Origin of the sequence: Micrococcus sp. KRD077, from assembly GCF_017168505.1 — a bacterium.
Classification (GTDB): Bacteria; Actinomycetota; Actinomycetes; order Actinomycetales; family Micrococcaceae; genus Micrococcus; species Micrococcus luteus.
The window spans coordinates 73,787-91,943 of sequence record NZ_JABFAZ010000002.1; the positions used below are offsets into that span (position 1 = coordinate 73,787).

Sequence of the window (18,157 nt, forward strand, 5' to 3'; positions counted from 1 at the left end):
TCAGGCCAGGAGCTCGTGGATGCGGCGGACCAGCACGGCGGTGAGGTCCGCGTCGAAGTCCGCGGTGGAGGAGTTCATGAACAGGTGCCGGTCCGTGTCGTACTCGAAGAGGTCGGCGGGGCGGTCCGGGTGCTCGGCGGTGGCCGCGTAGGAGCGGGCGGTCGCGAGGTCGCCCTCGAGGGCCCAGGGGTCGCGGGTGCCGAGGTGGATCTGCAGGGCGGTGTGGGGCTGCCAGAGCGGGGCGTAGGCGTCGAGGGCCAGGACGCCGGCCATGGCGATGCACGCGCGGAAGCCGGGGACCACCTGGGCGGCACGCCAGGCGGGCATCACGCCCATGCTGATGCCCGCGACGACGGAGGCCTCCTGGTGCTCGGCACACGCCCGCATGCCGCGTCGGCCGATCTCCTCGAAGCCGAGGTGCTGGGCGTGGGCGACACCCTCGTCCACGGTGGCGAACGTGCGGCCGTCGTAGAGGTCAGGGGTGTGGACGGTGTGACCGCCGCTGGCGATCTGTTCGGCGAGCGCGCGCACGCCGTCTGTGAGACCGAGGGCGTGGTGGAAGAGGACGATCTGCGCCATGGGTCAGAGCGTAGACCGCGGTGAGCGGCTGCCCCAGAGTGCGGGTGGGTGATCGGGGCGAAGAAGTGAGGTGGCTCGCGTCTGTCGCCACGGGTGAGTTGCCGCTCATTGCGTGGAGGGCAAGCGCAGTGTTTCTCCGACCGGTGCCCTGGGTTCTCGTTGCAGCGCTCCTCCCCGGGCGTGCTCTGCTGGGTGGGGGCGAGACTCGGGGACGCATGCTGTCGGTGCGGATGCGGAAAGGAGGCTCCTGCCCACCGGAGACTGCGCGAGCGAGCGGCGAGGAATCTTCTGCATGAGTGCCGAGGCACTCGTGCGAACGGTCACGGGGCTACTCGAGGCAGGACCGGACAGCAGCCTCCTCGCTTCATCCGTCTTGCGACCTTCGGGACGTCTTCGCCGGACGATGCGGCGTCCCCTTTGGACGGACGGCGACGAAGGGGCGCCCTGTCCGACTGCTCCTGGCGACCTCGACCACGGCATCCACGTTCGACGGAGGACGGGAGAACGTCTCGCCGGGTGGACGTCGGAGCTGAGTCCACCGTTCCGCTGCGGTCACACGGGAATCGCCGTCAGTGCGGTCACGCCGGGGCGGGAGACGCGAGCTGGCAGGGCATGCCGGGTTCGGGGACGGCGGGACTGATGTGCACGGCCCGCCCCGGCAGGGGCTCGACCTCGGTCAGCCGTGGCCAGATGAGCCGGTGCTCGGCGTTCGTCCCGGCCGGCACGAAGAAGCGGTGGGGCAGGTGCAGCAGCAGCCGGCCCGTCGCCAGCTCTCGGCCGCCGAACACCGCCAACCGCAGGCCGGCGGCGGTCGGACGGCCGAGCCAGTCGTGCACGTCCTCCTCGACCGTGCGGTAGGTGTCCCCGACGCGCAGGCCGGACCACGCGTTCCAGCCCGTGATCACCGCCGTGCCGCCGGCGGCCGCGAGCTCGCGCAGGCGGGCCAGGGCGGCCTCCCCGGCCCCCTCGACGTCCGGGGTCAGCACCGGCGTCCCGGACCGCGCGGCCGCCGCGGCCTCCCCGGTGCCGTCCAGCACGGCCACCGGCCGGCCGCTGCGCAGCGCCACTTCGACGACGGCGGCCAGCGTCTCCGCGCGACCGCCCGCGGCCTCGACGATCCATGCGGTGCGTCCCTCCGCGCCGGTCGGCCACCGCCAGGGACGGTGCCGGCCGTGGGCCGCGTCGTCGAGCAGGGCCAGGGCCGTGGCCTCCGCCCGGCGAGCGCGGTCCGGCACCCAGCGCTCCGGCAGGGCGGGGGTGACCACGGGCGGGGGTGTCGGCCAGTCACCCGCCGCGTACTTCTCCACCAGGACCGAGACGACGGCCTCCCAGGGGGCGACGGCCGGGGCGGCCGCGGCCTCGCCCAGCCGTCGCCACACGGGCGTGCCGCCGTCGACCGTCCACTGGGACGCGCGGAACGGGACCGTCGGGCGCCCCGCCGTCGAGAGGATCGCGGAGCCGGGGCGACGCGGGTCGAGCCGGGCCGCGGCGGCCGTGCCCACGAGATCCCACGACTCCTGCTCCGTCGCGGTGCGCAGGGCGATCGTGCTGCCCAGGTTCGAGCGCAGGTCCGAGCCCACCGCACCCGTGGCCCGCTGCGTGGCCAGGATGAGGTGGAAGCCCAGGGAACGGCCCGTGGCGGCCAGACGCTGCAGGACGGCGGCCGCGTCCGGGTGGTCGTCCACGAGCACGCGCAGTTCGTCGATCGCCACGACGAGCCGAGGCAGCGCCGCGTCCGGATGGCGGCGACGGAAACCGGGATAGTCGCTGACCCCGGCCTCTGCGAAGAGGGCCTCGCGGCGATGCAGCTCCGCCCGGATGGCGCTCAGCGCCCGCAACGAGGCCGTTCCCACGTGGTTGGTCTCCAGGCTCATCGTGTGGGGGAGCGCGCCCAGCGGACCGAACGACGCGCCGCCCTTGAAGTCCAGCAGCAGGAACGCGACCTCGGCCGGCGGGTGGTGCGCCGCGGCCTCCAGCAGGAGGGACAGCAGGAGATCCGACTTCCCGGATCCCGTGGTGCCCGCGATGAGCAGGTGCGGGCCGTCGGCGGCCAGGTCCATCTCGACGACGCCCGTCTCGTCGCCGCCCCGGGCGAGGGTCACGGTGAGCCCGTCGACGGCATCACGGGTGCCCACCTGCCCCGGTGGTGTGAGCGTGCCGTCCCCGTCGTCGGTGGGCAGCAGGCCGAGGTCCACGACGTCGTCGGCCAGCTCGGTCAGCCAGGCGACCAGGGTGCCGTCGGCGAGGCCGTCGGCGGCCACGTCCTCGAAACGCTGCTGTTCGGCGGGGACCACGACGGTGCGCCCGCGCAGGTCGACGACGGCGTCCCCCGGCGCAGGCGGCGGCCCGGTGAAGTCGTACCGCGTCCAGGGCAGATCCGTCCGGGCCGTGGGCGTCGTGCCCGCGTCGTCGCCGATGGCGGCCCGCCACGCTCGCCACGCCGGATCCAGTGCCGCGTCCTCAGGGGCCGTCACCAGCAGCTGCGGGCCGGACCCGCCCGACCACCAGATGCGGCGGACACCACCGGCCTCCACGACGAACGCGCCGTCGGCCGCCACCGCGTGCCGCAGGAGCTGGAACACCGCCCACCGGCAGGCCCCGGCCACATCGCGCGGCGGCCCGACCACGACGACGCGCGACTCCGGCGGTGACGTCGTCATCACGGTGCGCCTCGACGTGACGGCCTCCACCCATGCCTCGTCCGGGTCGTCCCGCGACAGGGACAGCGCCCCGACGCCGGAACCCCACGACACCGCCACGGCCTCGTCGGCCCCCGACGTCAGCCCGAAGCGGTCCGTCGCGCCGGAGCGGACGGCGCGGGCCACCCCACCGGGGCTCAGTGCCGCCCGAGCCCGCCGGCGGACGACCGCGTCCGCGCGGGCGGCGAGCAGCCGCGCATGCCGCAGCCGGGTACGGCGCTGCATCGCCAGCATGACCAGCGCCACCGCCACGGACAGGACGCCGAACAGCAGGAACATCGGGTTCCCCATCATCAGGACCAGGGCGACCCCGAGCACCAGCGGGCCCAGGGCCGCCACCAGCGGGATCACGACGGACTGCCGGGCCGGTGGGGATCCGAGGTCGACGGCGGGCGGCTCCGGCGTGACCGGCCGCGGCAGGGCGGCCCCGGGCCCGCGGACCAGGCCTAGGGCGGTCCGGCCCACAGGGAGCGGGCTGCGGCCGTCCCACAGGCGTCCGGTGTCCCGAGGACCGTCGTGGACGTGCAGCCCGGTGGGCGCGAGCCGCAGACGCATCGGCCGCGACGGGGCAGAGGGGTCGTCCAGCAGCAGCCGCGCCCCACCGCGTCCCGTGCTCAACCCGCCCTCCCCCAGAGGGACGAGGCGGCCGGCGTCGGGTCCGTGCTCGGTGACCACCGCGAGCTCCGGCCCCCGGGCCGGTGCACTCCCGACCCGTTCCGCGTACGTCACGCTGCGCGGCCCGGCAGCGCACCGGTGCAGCGACCGGGCGGGAAAACGTTCCCGCACCGCCCGGTCCTGCTCGTCCGCGTCGGCGGGGAAGTGCTCCACCCGCCATGTCTCGGGAGCGGCCCCGCCCAGGATCCGCACGCTCCAGGCCATCCCCGCCCCTCCCTCCCGAGACCGGCGACCGGCCCGTCCGGCCGCCTGGGGACGACCCTGCCACGGCCTGATGGCGGTTCGGGCGGCCTGTGGACAACTCCCCGTCGAACGGGACCGCCGCCACGTTGTCCACAGTCATGGTGTCCTGGACCACACGCATCGACGGAACGGGGTATCTTCCTGATCGAGACATGTGCGGCGCTGGGGATGGCGCCGAATCGGGCACAGGAGGGACACATGGATGCGGTGCGCATTCTCGAGGACGAGATCCGGGAGATCGTCCGGCGGCAGGGCATCGACCCGCAGCGTGAGCACGCCCGGGTCCTGACGCTCATCCAGGACGCGGCCGCGGACTACGAGTCCCGCGCGATGGTCAGCTCGCTGCCGGACCTGGAGGATCCCGTGGCGGCGCGGCAGGACCTGTTCGACCGCATCGCGGGCCTCGGGCCGCTCCAGCGGCTCATGGACGATCCCTCCGTGGAGGAGATCTGGCTGAACGCGCCGGACGCCGTCTACTGCGCGCGGTCCGGCCGCTCCGAGCTGACGGGCATCGTCCTGACCGAGGAGGAGGTCCAGGACCTCGTCGAGGTCATGTTGAAGTCCTCGGGCCGGCGGCTGGACCTGTCGATGCCGTTCGTCGACGCGGCCCTGCCAGACGGTTCGCGCCTGCACGTGGCCATCCCCGACATCACGCGGCGGCACTGGGCCGTGAACATCCGGAAGTTCATCGCCCGGGCGCGCCGGCTGGACGACCTCGTCCGGGGCGGTTCCCTCACTCCGACGGCGGCCCGCTTCCTGGACGCGGCCGTGGACGCGGGCATGAACATCCTCGTCAGCGGGGCCACCCAGGCGGGCAAGACCACCCTGCTCAACTGCCTGGCTTCGGCCATCGGCCCGCGGGAGCGGGTGATCACCGTGGAGGAGATCTTCGAGCTGCAGATCCCGGTGCGCGACGTCGTCGGGCTGCAGTGCCGCCAGCCGAACCTGGAGGGCCACGGCGAGATCCCGCTGCGCCGCCTCGTCAAGGAGGCGCTGCGGATGCGCCCGGACCGCCTGATCGTCGGCGAGGTGCGCGAGGCCGAGGCACTGGACATGCTCGTGGCGCTGAACTCCGGCCTGGCCGGCATGTGCACGATCCACGCGAACTCGGCCGCGGACGCGCTCACGAAGCTCTGCACGCTGCCGCTGCTGGCCGGGGAGAACATCTCCCGGGACTTCGTCGTCCCGACGGTCGCCACGTGCATCGACGTCGTCGTGCACTGCGAGCGCGACCGTCAGGGCCGCCGGCGGGTGCGGGAGATCCTCACCGTCGGCTCACGGGTGGAGGGCGGGGTCATCGAGACGTCGGCGCTCTTCCAGCGCGACGCCGAGGGCGACCTGCGCCTCAACGAGGGTGCGAACCTGGAGTTCGAGGCGCTCGCCCGTCGCGGCGTGGACGTCCACGAGCTGGTGGGGCTGCGCTGATGGCCGCGCTGCTGGGGCTCGCGCTCGGCTGCGGCCTGTTCCTGCTGTGGTGGTCCCTCTGGTCCCCTCCCACGGAGAAACCCGGGGCCGCCCGCACCGACGCCCGCCTGCGTGTGCTGATCGCCCAGTCCGGCATCCAGCGTCTCAGCCCGGCCGGCGTCGTGTCCGCCATGGCCGTCGGCGGTCTCGTGGTCGGGCTGCTCGTCCTGTCGCTGACCAGTACGTGGACCATCGCCGCGTGCTTCGCCGTCTTCGGCGCGGCCGTGCCCTGGCTGCTGCTGTCCTGGCAGGCCCGCCGGCGCTCCACGGCACTGCGCGAGCTGTGGCCGGACGCGATCGACCACGCCCGGTCGGCCATCCGCGCGGGCCTGACTCTCCCGGAGGCGCTCATCCAGCTCGGGGAGACCGGGCCGGAGGGGCTGCGCGAGCCGTTCCAGCAGTTCGCCCGGGACTACCGGGCCGGAGCCCGCTTCGTGGACGCACTGGACCGGCTCAAGGCCCGGATGGCCGACCCCGTCGCGGACCGCCTGGTGGTCTCGCTGCGCCTGACCCGCGAGGTCGGGGGCGCCGACATCGGCCGTCTGCTGCAGACCCTCTCCGAGTTCCTCCGGCAGGACGCCCGCATCCGCGCCGAGCTCGAGGCCCGGCAGTCGTGGACCGTGAACGCGGCCCGGTTGGCGGTGTGCGCCCCGTGGCTCGTGCTCCTGCTGCTGGGGACCCAGCCCGCCGCGGTCGCGGCCTATCGGTCCGCCGCCGGCGGGGCCGTGCTCCTCGCCGGCATGGTGGCCTCCGTCGTCTGCTACCGCGTCATGCTCCGCATCGGCGCGCTGCCCCGGGAGAAGCGGGTGTTCGCATGACGTCCGCGCTGATCTGGGCTGCGCTCCTGGGCCTCACCCTCGGGGCGGGACTGCTCCTCATCCTGGTCACCCAGCCGGTGGGCTGGCGCCCCAGCCTCGAGCAACGGGTCGAACCGCAGCTGCGCCACCACATCCCGGCCTCCCGCCTCCTCGAGGAGGAACGTGCGGGCGCCTCGCCCTGGGGAACGTGGGGACGCATCCTCGATCCCGTGGTGCAGGCCGGAGTCGGCTGGGTCCAGCGCATCTCCCCGGGCGGGGCGGCGCTCGACCGCAAACTGGCCGCCGCGGGGCTCGCGGTCACGTCGACGGACTTCCGTGCCCAGCAGGTCCTGAGCGCGGCCGCGGGGGCCGCCGTGGCGGCCGTCCTCGCGCTCAGCCTCACCGTCACGGGCCGCGTGCCGGTGATCACGGGGGTCGCCCTCGTGATCGCCGGCGGCATGGCCGGGTTCCTGCTCCGGGAGCAGCTGCTCTCCCTGCGGGTGCGACGGCGGCGCGAGGCCATCCTCTCCGAGTTCCCGTCCGTGGCCGAGCTGTTCGCGCTCTCGGTGGGCGCGGGGGAGAGCGCCGCCGGAGCGCTCGAACGCATCGCGGGGACGGCGCGCGGGGAGCTGGCCGGCGAGTTCCGCACCACGCTCGCCGACATGCGTGCCGGGGCGTCGCTGTCCGCGGCGCTCAAGGCCATGGGACGGCGCGTGCAGCTGGCCCCCGTCGAACGGTTCATCGGGGGCGTGCTCATCGCGCTCGACCGCGGCACGCCCCTCGCCGACGTCCTGCGCGCGCAGGCCCAGGACGTGCGTGAGATGGGTCGCCGCGAGCTCATGGAGGCCGCCGGCCGGAAGGAGATCCAGATGATGGTCCCCCTCGTGTTCGGCATCCTCCCGCTCACGGTGATCTTCGCCGTCTTCCCCGGCATCTCCCTGATGCGCCTGGGGTTCTGAAGACCCACAACTGAATAGTCCATCCATCCACCCACGATCACCATCCACTCCGGCCGCACGGGCGGCCGGCCACCCGAGGAGGGGACCATGCTCCACCACCACGCCATCACCGTCCTGGCCGCCCTGCGCGCACTCATCCACGACGACGTCCGCGACGAGCGCGGCGACGTCCCCGGCTGGGTGATGATCACCCTCATGTCCGCCGTGCTCGTGGCCGGCCTGCTGGCCCTCGCCCTGCCGGCGCTCCAGGGACTGTTCAACCAGGCCATCTCCCAGGTGTCCCAGGGCGGCTGAGCATGCCCCGGGGTGCTGTCCACGCCGTGCCGGTGCCCCGTGGCGTCCACATGGGCGTCCGCTGGCGGGACGACCGGGGCGCCGCGGTGGCCGAGTCCACCATGGTGATGACCCTGGTCGTCCTGCTCTTCGCGGCGCTGCTCCAGGCCGGCGTCGTGATCCACACGCGCAACGTGATGATCGACGCCGCCTCCGCCGGCGCCCGGTACGGGGCGCTCGCGGACCGGAGCCCCGAGGACGGCGTCCAGCGGGCTCGGGAGCTGCTCTCGGCCGGCGTGCCCGGCCAGTCCGGGGCCGACGTCGCCGCGGAGCTCACCAGCCAGGACGGGGTCCCGGTCCTGCGCGTCACGGTCTCGAGCTCGCTGCCCGGCCTGGGGTTCCTGCCGGGCCCGATCCCCGTGGAGGTGAGCGGTCATGCTTTCCGTCAATGACGTCCGCGACGAGCGGGGAGCGGCCACGGTCGAATTCCTGGGCCTCACCCTCGTCCTGCTGATCCCCGTGGTGTACCTGATGATCTACGTCTCCCAGGTCCAGGCCGCAGCGTTCGCCTCGGTCGCCGCCGCGGACCAGGCCGTCAAGGCCGTGGTCGCCGAGGCCGATCACCCCAGCGCAGGCGCCGCCCACGCCACCGTCGAGCTCACACTCGCCGACTACGGCGTGGGCGCCGGCCAGTACGACCTGACCGTCGGCTGCGACCAGGGCGGCTGTGGCACGCTCGAACCGGGCGAGGTCGTCGCCGTGCGGGTGGACGTGGGGGTGCCCGTCCCTCTCACGCCGGCAGCGTGGTCGCTGACCCCCGTGACGGTGGGTTCCGACGCCCGGCAGACGGTGCCGAGGTTCTGATGAGCCGCCGCCTCACCGCTCGCCTGGGTCACGACGACGGGCAGACCACCGTCCTCACCGTCGGCCTGTGCGCCGTGCTCGTGGCCCTCATGCTGGTCATGCTCGCGGTCACCACCGTGCAGTTGCAGCACCGTCGCCTGCAGTCGCTCGCGGACTCGGCCGCCATCGCCGGGGCAGAGGAGCTCGGCTTCCGGCTGGGGGAGGACCCGGGCGTCGTGCTCTCCGACGACGTCGCCGCCTCCGCCAGCGCACACCTCGCGGCCGTCGGTGCCCAGGAGGCCGTGCCCGGGCTCGGCGGGATGAACGCCCGCGTGGCCGAGGACGGCAGCACCGTCGTCGTCACCCTCGACGCCCGGGCCGATCTGTTCGCCATGACCGGCCCGTTCGCGGGGACACTGCCCCTGTCGGTCCCCCTCGAGGCGACGGGCAGCAGTCGCACTAGCCTGGCCCGGTGATCCGCTTCCTCCACGGCATCGGTGGCCGACCCGCCCACTTCGAGCCCCTGGCCGACGCGCTCGACGCCGCGGCCGACCTCGCGGTCTCACCCGCCCTGCCCGGCCACCCGGGCACGGGCGCCAGCGATCCGGACCGCCACCGCGCCGCACGGCCGGCGACCGGCGCGGACCCCGTCCTCGACGCCGCCCGCACCTGGGCGGCGCAGGCCGGCCCCGTGCCGGGGCTGCTGATCGGCCACAGCACGGGCGGGGTCATCGCGCTGCGCGCCGTCGCCGACGAGTTGGTGCGACCCCGCGCCCTCGTGGTCATCGACTCGAACGTCCCGGTGACGGACACCGCCCTGGCCGCCCGGGCGGACAAGGCCCGCCTCGCCGCCCGCCCCGACTGGCGGAGCGTGCTCCGCGCCTCGCTCGCGCGCGACCTCCTCGTTCCGGAGCCGTGGCACGAGCGGATCCTGGCCGACCTGGACGCCACGCCGGACCATCCGATGCGTGAGCTCTGGGCCGCCGTCCTCGCCGCGGACACCCCTGCCCTCTGGGCGGGCATCACGATCCCGACCCTGTACGTGCGCAGCACCCGGGACGTCCACCAGCGGGACCTGGACGCGGTCACCGAGCACACCACCGTCGTCGACGTCGGCCCGGGCCACTGGCCGCACGTCACGGAGCCCGAGGCCGTCGCGGCGGCGATCCGCCGCTGGCACACGACCGGCGTCCACCCCACGCGGTAGGCTGGCCGAATCATGGCTGACACTGACTTCTCCGCGGAGATCGACTCCCTGCGCCACACCCTGGCCTCCATCGAGCAGGTCTCGGACCTCGACCGCATCAAGGCGGACATCGCCGAACTGGAGCAGCAGGCCTCCGCACCGGACCTCTGGGACGACCCGGAGGAGGCCCAGAAGGTCACCTCCAAGCTCTCCCACCGTCAGACGGACCTCAAGCGCATCACCTCCCTGGAGAGCCGCATCGAGGACCTGGAGACCATGGTCGAGCTCGCCGCGGAGGAGGACGAGCCCTCCCTCCTCGACGACGCGAACCAGGAGCTGACCTCCATCCGCAAGGCCCTGGAGGAACTCGAGGTCGTCACGCTGCTCAGCGGCGAGTACGACCAGCGCGACGCCGTCGTGACCATCCGCGCGGGCGCCGGCGGCGTGGACGCGGCCGACTTCGCCGAGACCCTCATGCGCATGTACCTGCGCTGGGCCGAGCAGCGCGGCTGGTCCACCAAGGTCATGGACACCTCCTACGCGGAGGAGGCCGGCCTGAAGTCCGTCACCTTCGAGGTCAACGCGCCCTTCGCGTTCGGCACCCTCTCCGTGGAGGCCGGCACGCACCGCCTCGTGCGCATCAGCCCCTTCGACAACCAGGGCCGCCGCCAGACGTCCTTCGCGGCGGTCGAGGTGGTGCCGCTGATCGAGTCGGACGACTCCATCGAGATCCCCGAGTCCGAGATCAAGGTGGACGTGTTCCGCTCCTCGGGCCCCGGCGGCCAGTCCGTGAACACCACGGACTCCGCCGTCCGCATGACGCACCTGCCCACCGGCATCGTCGTGTCCATGCAGAACGAGAAGTCGCAGATCCAGAACCGTGCCGCCGCCCTGCGCGTGCTCCAGTCCCGCCTGCTGCTGCTGCGCAAGGCCGAGGAGGACGCGAAGAAGAAGGAGATGGCCGGCGACGTCAAGGCGTCCTGGGGCGACCAGATGCGCTCCTACGTGTTGAACCCGTACCAGATGGTCAAGGACCTGCGCACGGGCCACGAGGAGGGCAACCCCTCCTCCGTGTTCGACGGCCACATCGACGATTTCGTGGACGCCGGGATCCGCTGGCGCGCCGAGCAGGTCAAGGCCGCCCAGGAGGACTGAGCCCCGCGGCGCGGCCCCGCCGCCCGGGCCACCACGACGCCGGCCCGCACCTCCGCAGCGAGGCGCGGGCCGGCGTCGTCGTTCAGGCTCCGCAGGGGCCTCGGGCCTGGCCTGGGAGACCGGCCCGGTGGAATGCTCGAAGCACCGGGGCGGGCGCCCCCGCGCGCCGGCCCGGCACCCGATTCCATCCCCACTCAGGAGGTCGACCAGCATGACCATGCGCGCCGCCCGTTGGCACGGCAAGAAGGACATCCGCATCGAGGAGATCGACTCGCCCACGGCCGGTCCAGGGCAGGTCCTCGTGGACGTCGCGTGGTGCGGCATCTGCGGCACGGACCTGCACGAGTACCTCGAGGGTCCGATCTTCATCCCGCCGGCCGGGCACCCGCACCCGATCTCCGGCGACGCCGCCCCCGTCACGCTCGGCCACGAGATGTCCGGCACCGTCGCCGCCCTGGGCGAGGGCGTCACGGACCTCGAGGTCGGCCAGAAGGTCGTCGTGGAGCCGTACATCGTGCGCGAGGAGGACCAGGACCGACCGGACTACAACCTCGCGCCGGACATGAACTTCATCGGCCTGGGCGGCAACGGCGGCGGCCTGGCCGAGCAGATCGCGGTGCAGCGCCGCTGGGTCCACCCGGTGGCCGACTCCGTGCCTCTCGACCAGGCCGCGCTCATCGAGCCGCTCTCGGTGGCCCACCACGCGTGGGTGCGGGCCGGCTCCCCGACGTCGGGCGTGGCCGTGATCGGCGGCGCCGGCCCCATCGGCGCGCTCACCGCGGCCGTGCTCAAGGGCAAGGGCCTGACGGTGTACGTCTCCGAGCTCTCCGAGCTGCGCCGGCAGAAGGTGCTCGAGGCCGGCGTGGTGGACGAGGCGTTCGACCCCCGCGAGGTGGACGTGCCCGCGAAGATCCGCGAGCTGCACGACGGCCAGGGCGCGGACGTGGGCTTCGAGTGCACCTCGGTGGACGTGGTGCTGGACATGCTGCTGGACGCGGTGCGTCCCGGCGGGGTGATCGTCAACGAGTCCATCTGGGGCCACGAGCCCGCCGTGGCCCTGCACAAGCTGGTGATGAAGGAGATCGACCTGCGCGGCACCATCGCGTACGCGAACGACCACGCGGACACCATCCGCATGGTCGAGGACGGCGCCGTGGACCTCGCGCCGTTCATCACCGGCAAGATCGGCCTCGACGACCTGGTCGACCAGGGCTTCGAGACCCTCATCCACCACAACGAGACGGCCGTGAAGATCCTCGTCTCGCCGACCGGCCAGGGTCTCTGAGGCTCCGGCCCGGCCCTCGGACGTCCCGACGACGGCCCGCGCCCGCAGCCGGCGGGTGCGGGCCGTCGTGGTCCCTGCACTGCGGCGCGTCGTCACGGATGCGTCGTCGCCTGGCGCGCCTGTGACCGGGGTCATAGACTGCATTTGAGTGAATCGCGATGAACCGAGTTGAACGTCCCAGGAGGACCGCATGACCGCCGAGCTGCCCCAGCCTCAGCCCACCGACGCCGTGATCGTGGGCGGTGCCCGCACGCCCTTCACCCGGCTGCTCTCGCAGCAGGCCGACCTGCGCGCCGTGGACTTGGGCGCCCACGCGATCACGCACGCGCTCGAGCGCGCCGGCGTGGCCCCTGAGGACGTGGACATGGTCTACATGGGCCAGGTCGTGCAGGCCGGCGCGGGCCAGAACCCGGCCCGCCAGTCCGCGCTCGCCGCGGGCATCCCGTGGAACATCCCGGCCATGACGATCAACAAGGTGTGCCTGTCCGGCCTCACCGCCGTGATCGACGCCGCCCGTCTCATCCGCCTCGGCGAGGCGGACGTGGTGGTGGCCGGCGGTCAGGAGTCCATGACCAACGCCCCGCACCTGCTGCCCGGCGCGCGCAAGGGCTTCAAGTACGGCCCGGCCACCATGCTCGACGCCGTCGCGTGGGACGGCCTCACCGACTCCCTGAGCCACGAGGCCATGGGCGAGCTGACCGAGTCCGGCAACGGCGAGCGGAACATCGCCCGCGCCGAGCAGGACGAGGTCGCCGCGGCCTCGCACCAGCGGGCCGCCCGGGCCCAGTCCGAGGGCGTCTTCGAGGGCGAGATCGCCCCGGTGGAGGTCCCGCAGCGCAAGGGCGACCCGCTGGTCGTCTCCCAGGACGAAGGGGTCCGCCCGGACACGACCGCCGAGTCGCTGGGCGCTCTGCGCCCGGCGTTCGCGAAGGACGGCACGATCACGGCCGGCAACTCCTCGCCCCTGTCCGACGGCGCCGCCGCCCTCGTGGTGACCTCCCGTGCCTTCGCCGAGGAGAAGGGCCTGACGATCCTCGCCACGGTGGGCGCACCCGGCCAGACCGCCGGCCCGGACAGCTCGCAGCTGCACTCGCAGCCCTCCGACGCGATCAACGCCGCCATGCGGAAGCAGGGCTGGGACGTGGCCGACCTCGACTTCATCGAGATCAACGAGGCGTTCGGCGCGGTGGCCGTCCAGTCCCTGCGCGACCTCGACTACCCGCACGAGAAGACCAACATCCACGGCGGCGCCATCGCCCTGGGCCACCCGATCGGCGCGTCCGGCGCCCGGCTGGCCCTGCACGCCGCCCTCGAGCTCGACCGGCGCGACGGCGGCCGCGCGGCCGTCTCGCTCTGCGGCGGCGGCGGCCAGGGCGAGGCCCTGATCCTCTTCCGCTGACGGACCGCCCCTGAGAGAAAGGACCCCGGACATGGCTCTCGACAAGACCGTGGCCACGCCCGCCGAGGCGGTGGCGGATGTGCCGGACGGCGCGTCCCTGGCCGTCGGCGGCTTCGGACTCTCCGGCAACCCCGTGCAGCTCATCGAGGCCCTGCTCGAGCAGGGCGCCACGGACCTGTCCGTCGTCTCCAACAACTGCGGCGTCGACGGCTGGGGCCTGGGCCTCCTGCTCGGCGCGCGCCGGCTGCGGAAGATGACCTCCTCCTACGTGGGGGAGAACAAGGAGTTCGCCCGCCAGTACCTCGAGGGCGAGCTCGAGGTGGAGCTCGTCCCGCAGGGCACCCTCGCGGAGAAGCTCCGCGCCGGCGGCGCCGGCATCCCGGCGTTCTACACCCGCTCCGGCGTCGGCACCCAGGTGGCCGAAGGAGGCCTGCCCATGCGCTACGACGCGGACGGCACCGTGGTGAAGTCCTCGCAGGCCAAGCCCACGGACACGTTCGTGCTCGGCGAGGGCTACCTCAGCCAGACCCCGGACGAGCCCGAGACCTATGTGCTCGAACGCTCCATCGTCACCGACTTCTCCCTCGTGCATGCCTGGAAGGGCGACCGCCACGGCAACCTCGTGTTCCGCAAGGCCACCCGCCAGTTCGGCCCGCCCGCGGCCATGGCCGGCCGGGTGTGCATCGCCCAGGTGGAGGAGCTCGTCGAGCCCGGCGAGATCGACCCGGATGACGTGCACCTGCCCGGCATCTTCGTGCACCGGATCGTGGAGGTCGGCACGGACATCGAGAAGCGGATCGAGAAGCGCACCGTGCGCGCATCGGGGGAGGAGCAGGCATGAGCGAGCAGACCACTGAGCGTCCCCAGGGCCTGAGTCGTGACCAGATGGCGGCCCGCGCCGCGCAGGAGCTGCCGGACGGCGCCTACGTCAACCTCGGCATCGGCATGCCCACGCTGATCCCCAACCACATCCCCGCCGGGCGGTCCGTGGTGCTGCAGTCCGAGAACGGCATCCTCGGCACGGGCCCGTACCCCACGGAGGACGCCGTGGACCCGGACCTGATCAACGCGGGCAAGGAGACCGTCACCGTGAACCCGGGGGCGTCCTTCTTCGACTCCGCGCTGAGCTTCGGCATGATCCGCGGCGGCAAGATCGACGTCGCCGTCCTGGGCGGCATGGAGGTCTCCGCCGCGGGCGACCTGGCCAACTGGATGGTGCCCGGCAAGATGGTCAAGGGCATGGGCGGTGCGATGGACCTCGTCCACGGCGCCGGCCGCGTGATCGTCATGATGGACCACGTGTCCAAGGACGGGACCCCCAAGATCGTCGACCAGTGCACCCTGCCCCTGACCGGCCGCGCCGTCGTCGACCGCATCATCACGGACCTGGCCGTCATCGACGTCGTCGGCACCCCGGAACAGCCCCGCCTGGCGCTCGTGGAGACCGCGCCCGGCGTCACCGAGGAGCAGGTCCGCGCGCTCACCGGCGCGCCGCTGGACTGAGCCGACGACGCCGCCCCGCGGCCCCCGCGCACCGCCTCGGCGGGCATCGGACCGGCACGGGATAGACTGGACGGCCGCGCCCTGATCGGGGCGCGGCCGTCGCCGTGGACGCTGGAAGGACGTGAGGCCATGGGCAAGAACAGCAAGGGCAAGGCCACCAAGCAGCCGGCCCCCGGCGAGCGCCAGGTGATCGCCAACAACAAGAAGGCGCGCCACGACTACACCATCCTCGACACGTACGAGGCCGGCATCGTGCTCACCGGCACCGAGGTGAAGTCCCTGCGCGAGGGCAAGGCCTCGCTCGTGGATGGCTTCGCGGTCTTCTACCGGGACGAGCTGTGGCTCGAGCAGGTGTACATCCCGGAGTACCTCAACGGCTCGTGGACCAACCACGCCGCCCGCCGGCGCCGCAAGCTGCTGCTGCACCGCGCCGAGCTGACGAAGATCTCCCGGCAGATCCAGGACCCGGGCCTGACCATCGTGCCCCTGTCCCTGTACTTCCTGAACGGGCGCGTGAAGGTGGAGATCGGCGTCGCGCGCGGCAACCGCGAGTACGACAAGCGGCACAAGCTGCGCGAGCAGCAGGACAACCGCGAGGCCCAGCGGGCCATGCGAATGCGCAACAGGCACGCCGGCGTGGCCTGAGCGCGGCGGGCCCCTTGGGAATGCTCGGGGGGCATGCTACGTTGTATCTCTCGCAGGCCCGGTTTCAGGACCGGCGGGCTCCGCGCCCTCCGCCTGCAGTGGTGATTGACAACCTCATAGAGGAGTCGCCCCCCTGGGGCCGATCGGTTTCGACGGTGTGTGTCGCGTCGGGAGAAGCGGGCCGAGGATGCAGAGTCATCTCGTCAAACGCTCTCTGCAAACCAATAAGTGCCGAATCCAAGCGCACTGACTTCGCTCTCGCTGCCTGATCAGTGATCGAGTCCGTCACCCCGAGGTCGCTGTCGCCTCGGATCGTGGCGTCAGCTAGATAGCCACTGGGCGTCACCCTCGCCGGGGGTCGTGACGCCGACATCAATCCGGCTGGGTCCGGGTTGGCCGCCCGTCTGCGGGACGGCCAGGACCGAGCAACACCCACAGCAGACTGCGCCCGGAGAAGACCCGGCAACACCTCATCGGACGCGGGTTCAATTCCCGCCGGCTCCACTCACCACCACGGGAAGGCCCCGGAATCGTCACGATTCCGGGGCCTTCGTCGTGTCCGCGCCCGGTGTGCGGCGGCCCGCCCCTCAGCCGGCCAGGACCGCGTGCAGGCCCAGTCCGGCGCCCCAGCCGACGACGACGGCCACCAGCCCCAGACCCAGATGCGCGGTCCACAGGCGGGCGGCCGCGCCCCATCGACGGGCGAGCGCGGCGTCAGCCGCCTCAGCGGCCACGGTGGACCACGTCCCCAGGGCGAGGCAGAATCCGGACACCACGGCGGACACCGCCGCGACGAGCATGAGCCCCTGCCCGTCTCTCCAGCTCTCGGACGCGTACACCAGCTCCGGCACGGCCAGGCCGACGGTGGCGCCGAGGAGCAGGGCCGCCGTCGTGTTGGCGGTGAGCAGACCCCGGGGGCCGAGCCGGTCGGTCAGGCGCCCGCGCGCCAGGGCGCCGAGCGCCCCGCCCGCCGCGAGGCAGGCCAGGAGGGCCACCTGGAAGAGAGCGAAGACCTCGTATCCCGCGCCGCTCATGCGTCCTCCTCCGAACGATCCGTCCCGACCACACGCGACCCCGGGGCGCCCCCGGCGCGCAGGCCGAGCACGGCTGCCGCCGTCGAGAGCGCAGCCATCAGCGCGAGCACCAGCAGCACCGATGCCGCCGCGGTGAGGACGCCACCCGCCCCGGACGCCGCGGCGCCCAGCCGCACCGGCCACAGCACCAGGGCGACGGCGCTGGAGATGGTGGTGAACGCACCGAGGAAGCCGGTTCCCAGCCCCGCCACCAGGCGGGGACGCCAGTCCGGCCCGCGGCGTCGCGAGGCCGCCCACAGCAGGCCGAGCAGGAACGAGCCGAGCACGTTCACCACGAACAGCGGCAGGGCCTGGACGAGCACGTCGACCGCCCCGAACGCGGCGCCGAACGTGCCGCGGAAGTTGGGCGCCCCGGCCAGCGCGGTCACCGCGTTCACCACCCCCGCACCGCACAGCACGCCCGCGGCACCGCCGAGGGCCACCGCACCCGCAGTGCCGGGCCGGCGATCTTTCCCGCGCCCGCCCCTCCGGTCGGCCGTCGGCTCCCCCCGCGCGGCCATCAGGCGCCGTCCTCGGTCTCGTCACCCGTGCGCAGGCGGGCGAGGACGTCGTCGTGGAGCAGGCCGTTCGTGGCCAGCGCGTGCCCGCCGAACGGGCCGTCCTCGCCGTCCAGCGAGGTGAAGCGGCCGCCGGCCTCGCGCACGATCGGCACCAGGGCGGCCATGTCATGCAGCTCGAGCTCGGGCTCGGCCGCGATGTCCACGGCGCCCTCGGCGACGAGCATGTAGGACCAGAAGTCGCCGAAGCCGCGCACGCGCCACACGTCCGAGGTGAGCTGCAGGAACGCGCGGATCGAGCCGCGTTCGCGCCAGCCCTCGATCGAGGAGAAGGACAGCGACGCGTCCTCGACCCGATCCATGCCGGACACGGTGATCCGCTGAGCACGCGTGAGCGAGGTGCCCGCGAAGGCGCCCTGGCCGGCCGCGGCCCACCAGCGACGGTGCAGGGCGGGGGCGGAGACGACGCCGACGACGGGCTCGCCGTCGATCAGCAGCGCGATGAGGGTGGCCCACACGGGCACGCCGCGCACGAAGTTCTTGGTGCCGTCGATGGGGTCGACCACCCACTGCCGGCCGGAGCGGCTCAGAGATCCGCCGAACTCCTCACCCACGATGCCGTCGCGCGCCCGGGCACGGGACAGGGTCGAGCGGATGGACTCCTCGGCGGCGCGGTCCGCATCCGTGACAGGGGTGAGATCCGGCTTGGTGCTGACCTCGAGGTCCTGGGCCTTGAACCGGGACATCGTGATCGAGTCCACGTTGTCCGCCAGCATGTGGGCCAGCCGCAGGTCCTCCGTGAGGTCGCGGCCGCGGGTCGCAGGGTTCTCAGGTCGCTCCATGCCGCCCACGCTATACCGC

General features: G+C 73.2%; 19 protein-coding genes and 1 other RNA gene. 15 read left to right on the forward strand and 5 right to left on the reverse strand.

From position 1 onward, the window contains the following. Complete coding sequence (locus tag J1M39_RS00355) at positions 1–579, reverse strand: dienelactone hydrolase family protein (protein WP_070708710.1); 579 nt, start codon at positions 577–579, stop codon at positions 1–3. Positions 580–1,157: 578 nt separating this feature from the next. Further along, positions 1,158–4,157 (reverse strand): FtsK/SpoIIIE domain-containing protein, encoded by a 3,000-nt coding sequence (locus tag J1M39_RS00360; protein WP_206496349.1) that lies wholly within the window; start codon positions 4,155–4,157, stop codon positions 1,158–1,160. Between the two features lie 237 nt (positions 4,158–4,394). Here J1M39_RS00360 and J1M39_RS00365 point away from each other — a divergent pair, with 237 nt between their 5' ends. From J1M39_RS00365 to ssrA, 15 genes are all read left to right on the forward strand, one after another. Next, positions 4,395–5,621, forward strand: coding sequence for a CpaF family protein (locus tag J1M39_RS00365; protein ID WP_010079081.1), 1,227 nt, complete (start codon positions 4,395–4,397; stop codon positions 5,619–5,621). Further along, positions 5,621–6,478, forward strand: a complete 858-nt coding sequence (locus tag J1M39_RS00370) for a type II secretion system F family protein (protein ID WP_036313985.1) — start codon at positions 5,621–5,623, stop codon at positions 6,476–6,478. Before J1M39_RS00365 ends, J1M39_RS00370 begins: the two co-directional genes overlap by 1 nt. Further along, positions 6,475–7,416 carry a type II secretion system F family protein gene (locus J1M39_RS00375; RefSeq protein ID WP_010079079.1) on the forward strand — a complete coding sequence of 314 codons (942 nt, stop codon included), beginning with the start codon at positions 6,475–6,477 and terminating at the stop codon, positions 7,414–7,416. Before J1M39_RS00370 ends, J1M39_RS00375 begins: the two co-directional genes overlap by 4 nt. A gap of 87 nt (positions 7,417–7,503) precedes the next feature. Next, on the forward strand, positions 7,504–7,710 hold the full coding sequence (locus tag J1M39_RS00380) for a hypothetical protein (RefSeq protein ID WP_010079078.1): 207 nt from the start codon (positions 7,504–7,506) through the stop codon (positions 7,708–7,710). 2 nt (positions 7,711–7,712) lie between these two features. After that, entirely contained in the window at positions 7,713–8,141 is a 429-nt protein-coding gene (locus tag J1M39_RS00385) for a TadE/TadG family type IV pilus assembly protein (RefSeq protein ID WP_010079077.1), read from the forward strand. Further along, positions 8,125–8,553, forward strand: a complete 429-nt coding sequence (locus tag J1M39_RS00390) for a hypothetical protein (RefSeq protein ID WP_158183646.1) — start codon at positions 8,125–8,127, stop codon at positions 8,551–8,553. The genes J1M39_RS00385 and J1M39_RS00390 overlap by 17 nt, the downstream gene beginning before the upstream one ends. Further along, positions 8,553–9,008 (forward strand): pilus assembly protein TadG-related protein, encoded by a 456-nt coding sequence (locus J1M39_RS00395; protein ID WP_206496350.1) that lies wholly within the window; start codon positions 8,553–8,555, stop codon positions 9,006–9,008. The genes J1M39_RS00390 and J1M39_RS00395 overlap by 1 nt, the downstream gene beginning before the upstream one ends. Beyond that, positions 9,005–9,739 (forward strand): alpha/beta fold hydrolase, encoded by a 735-nt coding sequence (locus J1M39_RS00400; protein WP_206496351.1) that lies wholly within the window; start codon positions 9,005–9,007, stop codon positions 9,737–9,739. The genes J1M39_RS00395 and J1M39_RS00400 overlap by 4 nt, the downstream gene beginning before the upstream one ends. Before the next feature lie 12 nt (positions 9,740–9,751). Continuing rightward, a complete protein-coding gene (gene prfB, locus J1M39_RS00405) occupies positions 9,752–10,873 on the forward strand; it encodes a peptide chain release factor 2 (RefSeq protein ID WP_012750800.1) in 1,122 nt (373 codons plus the stop codon). Positions 10,874–11,090: 217 nt separating this feature from the next. Then, on the forward strand, positions 11,091–12,158 hold the full coding sequence (locus J1M39_RS00410; RefSeq protein ID WP_199244617.1) for a 2,3-butanediol dehydrogenase: 1,068 nt from the start codon (positions 11,091–11,093) through the stop codon (positions 12,156–12,158). A 190-nt stretch (positions 12,159–12,348) separates the two neighbouring features. Beyond that, complete coding sequence (locus tag J1M39_RS00415) at positions 12,349–13,557, forward strand: acetyl-CoA C-acetyltransferase (RefSeq protein ID WP_206496352.1); 1,209 nt, start codon at positions 12,349–12,351, stop codon at positions 13,555–13,557. 31 nt (positions 13,558–13,588) lie between these two features. Beyond that, positions 13,589–14,398: a CoA transferase subunit A gene (locus J1M39_RS00420; RefSeq protein WP_206496353.1), complete on the forward strand. Its 810-nt coding sequence runs from the start codon at positions 13,589–13,591 to the stop codon at positions 14,396–14,398. Then, positions 14,395–15,060 carry a CoA transferase subunit B gene (locus tag J1M39_RS00425; protein WP_036313972.1) on the forward strand — a complete coding sequence of 222 codons (666 nt, stop codon included), beginning with the start codon at positions 14,395–14,397 and terminating at the stop codon, positions 15,058–15,060. Before J1M39_RS00420 ends, J1M39_RS00425 begins: the two co-directional genes overlap by 4 nt. Before the next feature lie 129 nt (positions 15,061–15,189). After that, positions 15,190–15,705 (forward strand): SsrA-binding protein SmpB, encoded by a 516-nt coding sequence (smpB, locus tag J1M39_RS00430; RefSeq protein WP_115261448.1) that lies wholly within the window; start codon positions 15,190–15,192, stop codon positions 15,703–15,705. A 135-nt stretch (positions 15,706–15,840) separates the two neighbouring features. Next, positions 15,841–16,212, forward strand: a transfer-messenger RNA (tmRNA) gene (gene ssrA / locus J1M39_RS00435). A gap of 80 nt (positions 16,213–16,292) precedes the next feature. Here ssrA and J1M39_RS00440 read toward each other — a convergent pair. The 3 genes from J1M39_RS00440 to hisN are packed head-to-tail and all read right to left on the reverse strand — an operon-like array spanning position 16,293 to position 18,138. Beyond that, positions 16,293–16,739: a CrcB family protein gene (locus tag J1M39_RS00440; RefSeq protein ID WP_152743247.1), complete on the reverse strand. Its 447-nt coding sequence runs from the start codon at positions 16,737–16,739 to the stop codon at positions 16,293–16,295. Next, positions 16,736–17,299: a FluC/FEX family fluoride channel gene (locus tag J1M39_RS00445; protein ID WP_241253746.1), complete on the reverse strand. Its 564-nt coding sequence runs from the start codon at positions 17,297–17,299 to the stop codon at positions 16,736–16,738. The genes J1M39_RS00440 and J1M39_RS00445 overlap by 4 nt, the downstream gene beginning before the upstream one ends. Then, positions 17,299–18,138, reverse strand: coding sequence for a histidinol-phosphatase (hisN, locus tag J1M39_RS00450; RefSeq protein WP_152743248.1), 840 nt, complete (start codon positions 18,136–18,138; stop codon positions 17,299–17,301). The genes J1M39_RS00445 and hisN overlap by 1 nt, the downstream gene beginning before the upstream one ends. Between the last annotated feature and the right edge of the window lie 19 nt (positions 18,139–18,157).

What these genes read in the sequence shown, in the direction of transcription:
- J1M39_RS00355 (WP_070708710.1), bottom strand. Translation starts at nt 579, where the DNA reads ATGGCGCAGATCGTCCTCTTCCACCACGCCCTCGGTCTCACAGACGGC.
- J1M39_RS00360 (WP_206496349.1), bottom strand. Translation starts at nt 4,157, where the DNA reads ATGGCCTGGAGCGTGCGGATCCTGGGCGGGGCCGCTCCCGAGACATGG.
- J1M39_RS00365 (WP_010079081.1), top strand. Translation starts at nt 4,395, where the DNA reads ATGGATGCGGTGCGCATTCTCGAGGACGAGATCCGGGAGATCGTCCGG.
- J1M39_RS00370 (WP_036313985.1), top strand. Translation starts at nt 5,621, where the DNA reads ATGGCCGCGCTGCTGGGGCTCGCGCTCGGCTGCGGCCTGTTCCTGCTG.
- J1M39_RS00375 (WP_010079079.1), top strand. Translation starts at nt 6,475, where the DNA reads ATGACGTCCGCGCTGATCTGGGCTGCGCTCCTGGGCCTCACCCTCGGG.
- J1M39_RS00380 (WP_010079078.1), top strand. Translation starts at nt 7,504, where the DNA reads ATGCTCCACCACCACGCCATCACCGTCCTGGCCGCCCTGCGCGCACTC.
- J1M39_RS00385 (WP_010079077.1), top strand. Translation starts at nt 7,713, where the DNA reads ATGCCCCGGGGTGCTGTCCACGCCGTGCCGGTGCCCCGTGGCGTCCAC.
- J1M39_RS00390 (WP_158183646.1), top strand. Translation starts at nt 8,125, where the DNA reads ATGCTTTCCGTCAATGACGTCCGCGACGAGCGGGGAGCGGCCACGGTC.
- J1M39_RS00395 (WP_206496350.1), top strand. Translation starts at nt 8,553, where the DNA reads ATGAGCCGCCGCCTCACCGCTCGCCTGGGTCACGACGACGGGCAGACC.
- prfB (WP_012750800.1), top strand. Translation starts at nt 9,752, where the DNA reads ATGGCTGACACTGACTTCTCCGCGGAGATCGACTCCCTGCGCCACACC.
- J1M39_RS00410 (WP_199244617.1), top strand. Translation starts at nt 11,091, where the DNA reads ATGCGCGCCGCCCGTTGGCACGGCAAGAAGGACATCCGCATCGAGGAG.
- J1M39_RS00415 (WP_206496352.1), top strand. Translation starts at nt 12,349, where the DNA reads ATGACCGCCGAGCTGCCCCAGCCTCAGCCCACCGACGCCGTGATCGTG.
- J1M39_RS00420 (WP_206496353.1), top strand. Translation starts at nt 13,589, where the DNA reads ATGGCTCTCGACAAGACCGTGGCCACGCCCGCCGAGGCGGTGGCGGAT.
- J1M39_RS00425 (WP_036313972.1), top strand. Translation starts at nt 14,395, where the DNA reads ATGAGCGAGCAGACCACTGAGCGTCCCCAGGGCCTGAGTCGTGACCAG.
- smpB (WP_115261448.1), top strand. Translation starts at nt 15,190, where the DNA reads ATGGGCAAGAACAGCAAGGGCAAGGCCACCAAGCAGCCGGCCCCCGGC.
- J1M39_RS00440 (WP_152743247.1), bottom strand. Translation starts at nt 16,739, where the DNA reads ATGAGCGGCGCGGGATACGAGGTCTTCGCTCTCTTCCAGGTGGCCCTC.
- J1M39_RS00445 (WP_241253746.1), bottom strand. Translation starts at nt 17,299, where the DNA reads ATGGCCGCGCGGGGGGAGCCGACGGCCGACCGGAGGGGCGGGCGCGGG.
- hisN (WP_152743248.1), bottom strand. Translation starts at nt 18,138, where the DNA reads ATGGAGCGACCTGAGAACCCTGCGACCCGCGGCCGCGACCTCACGGAG.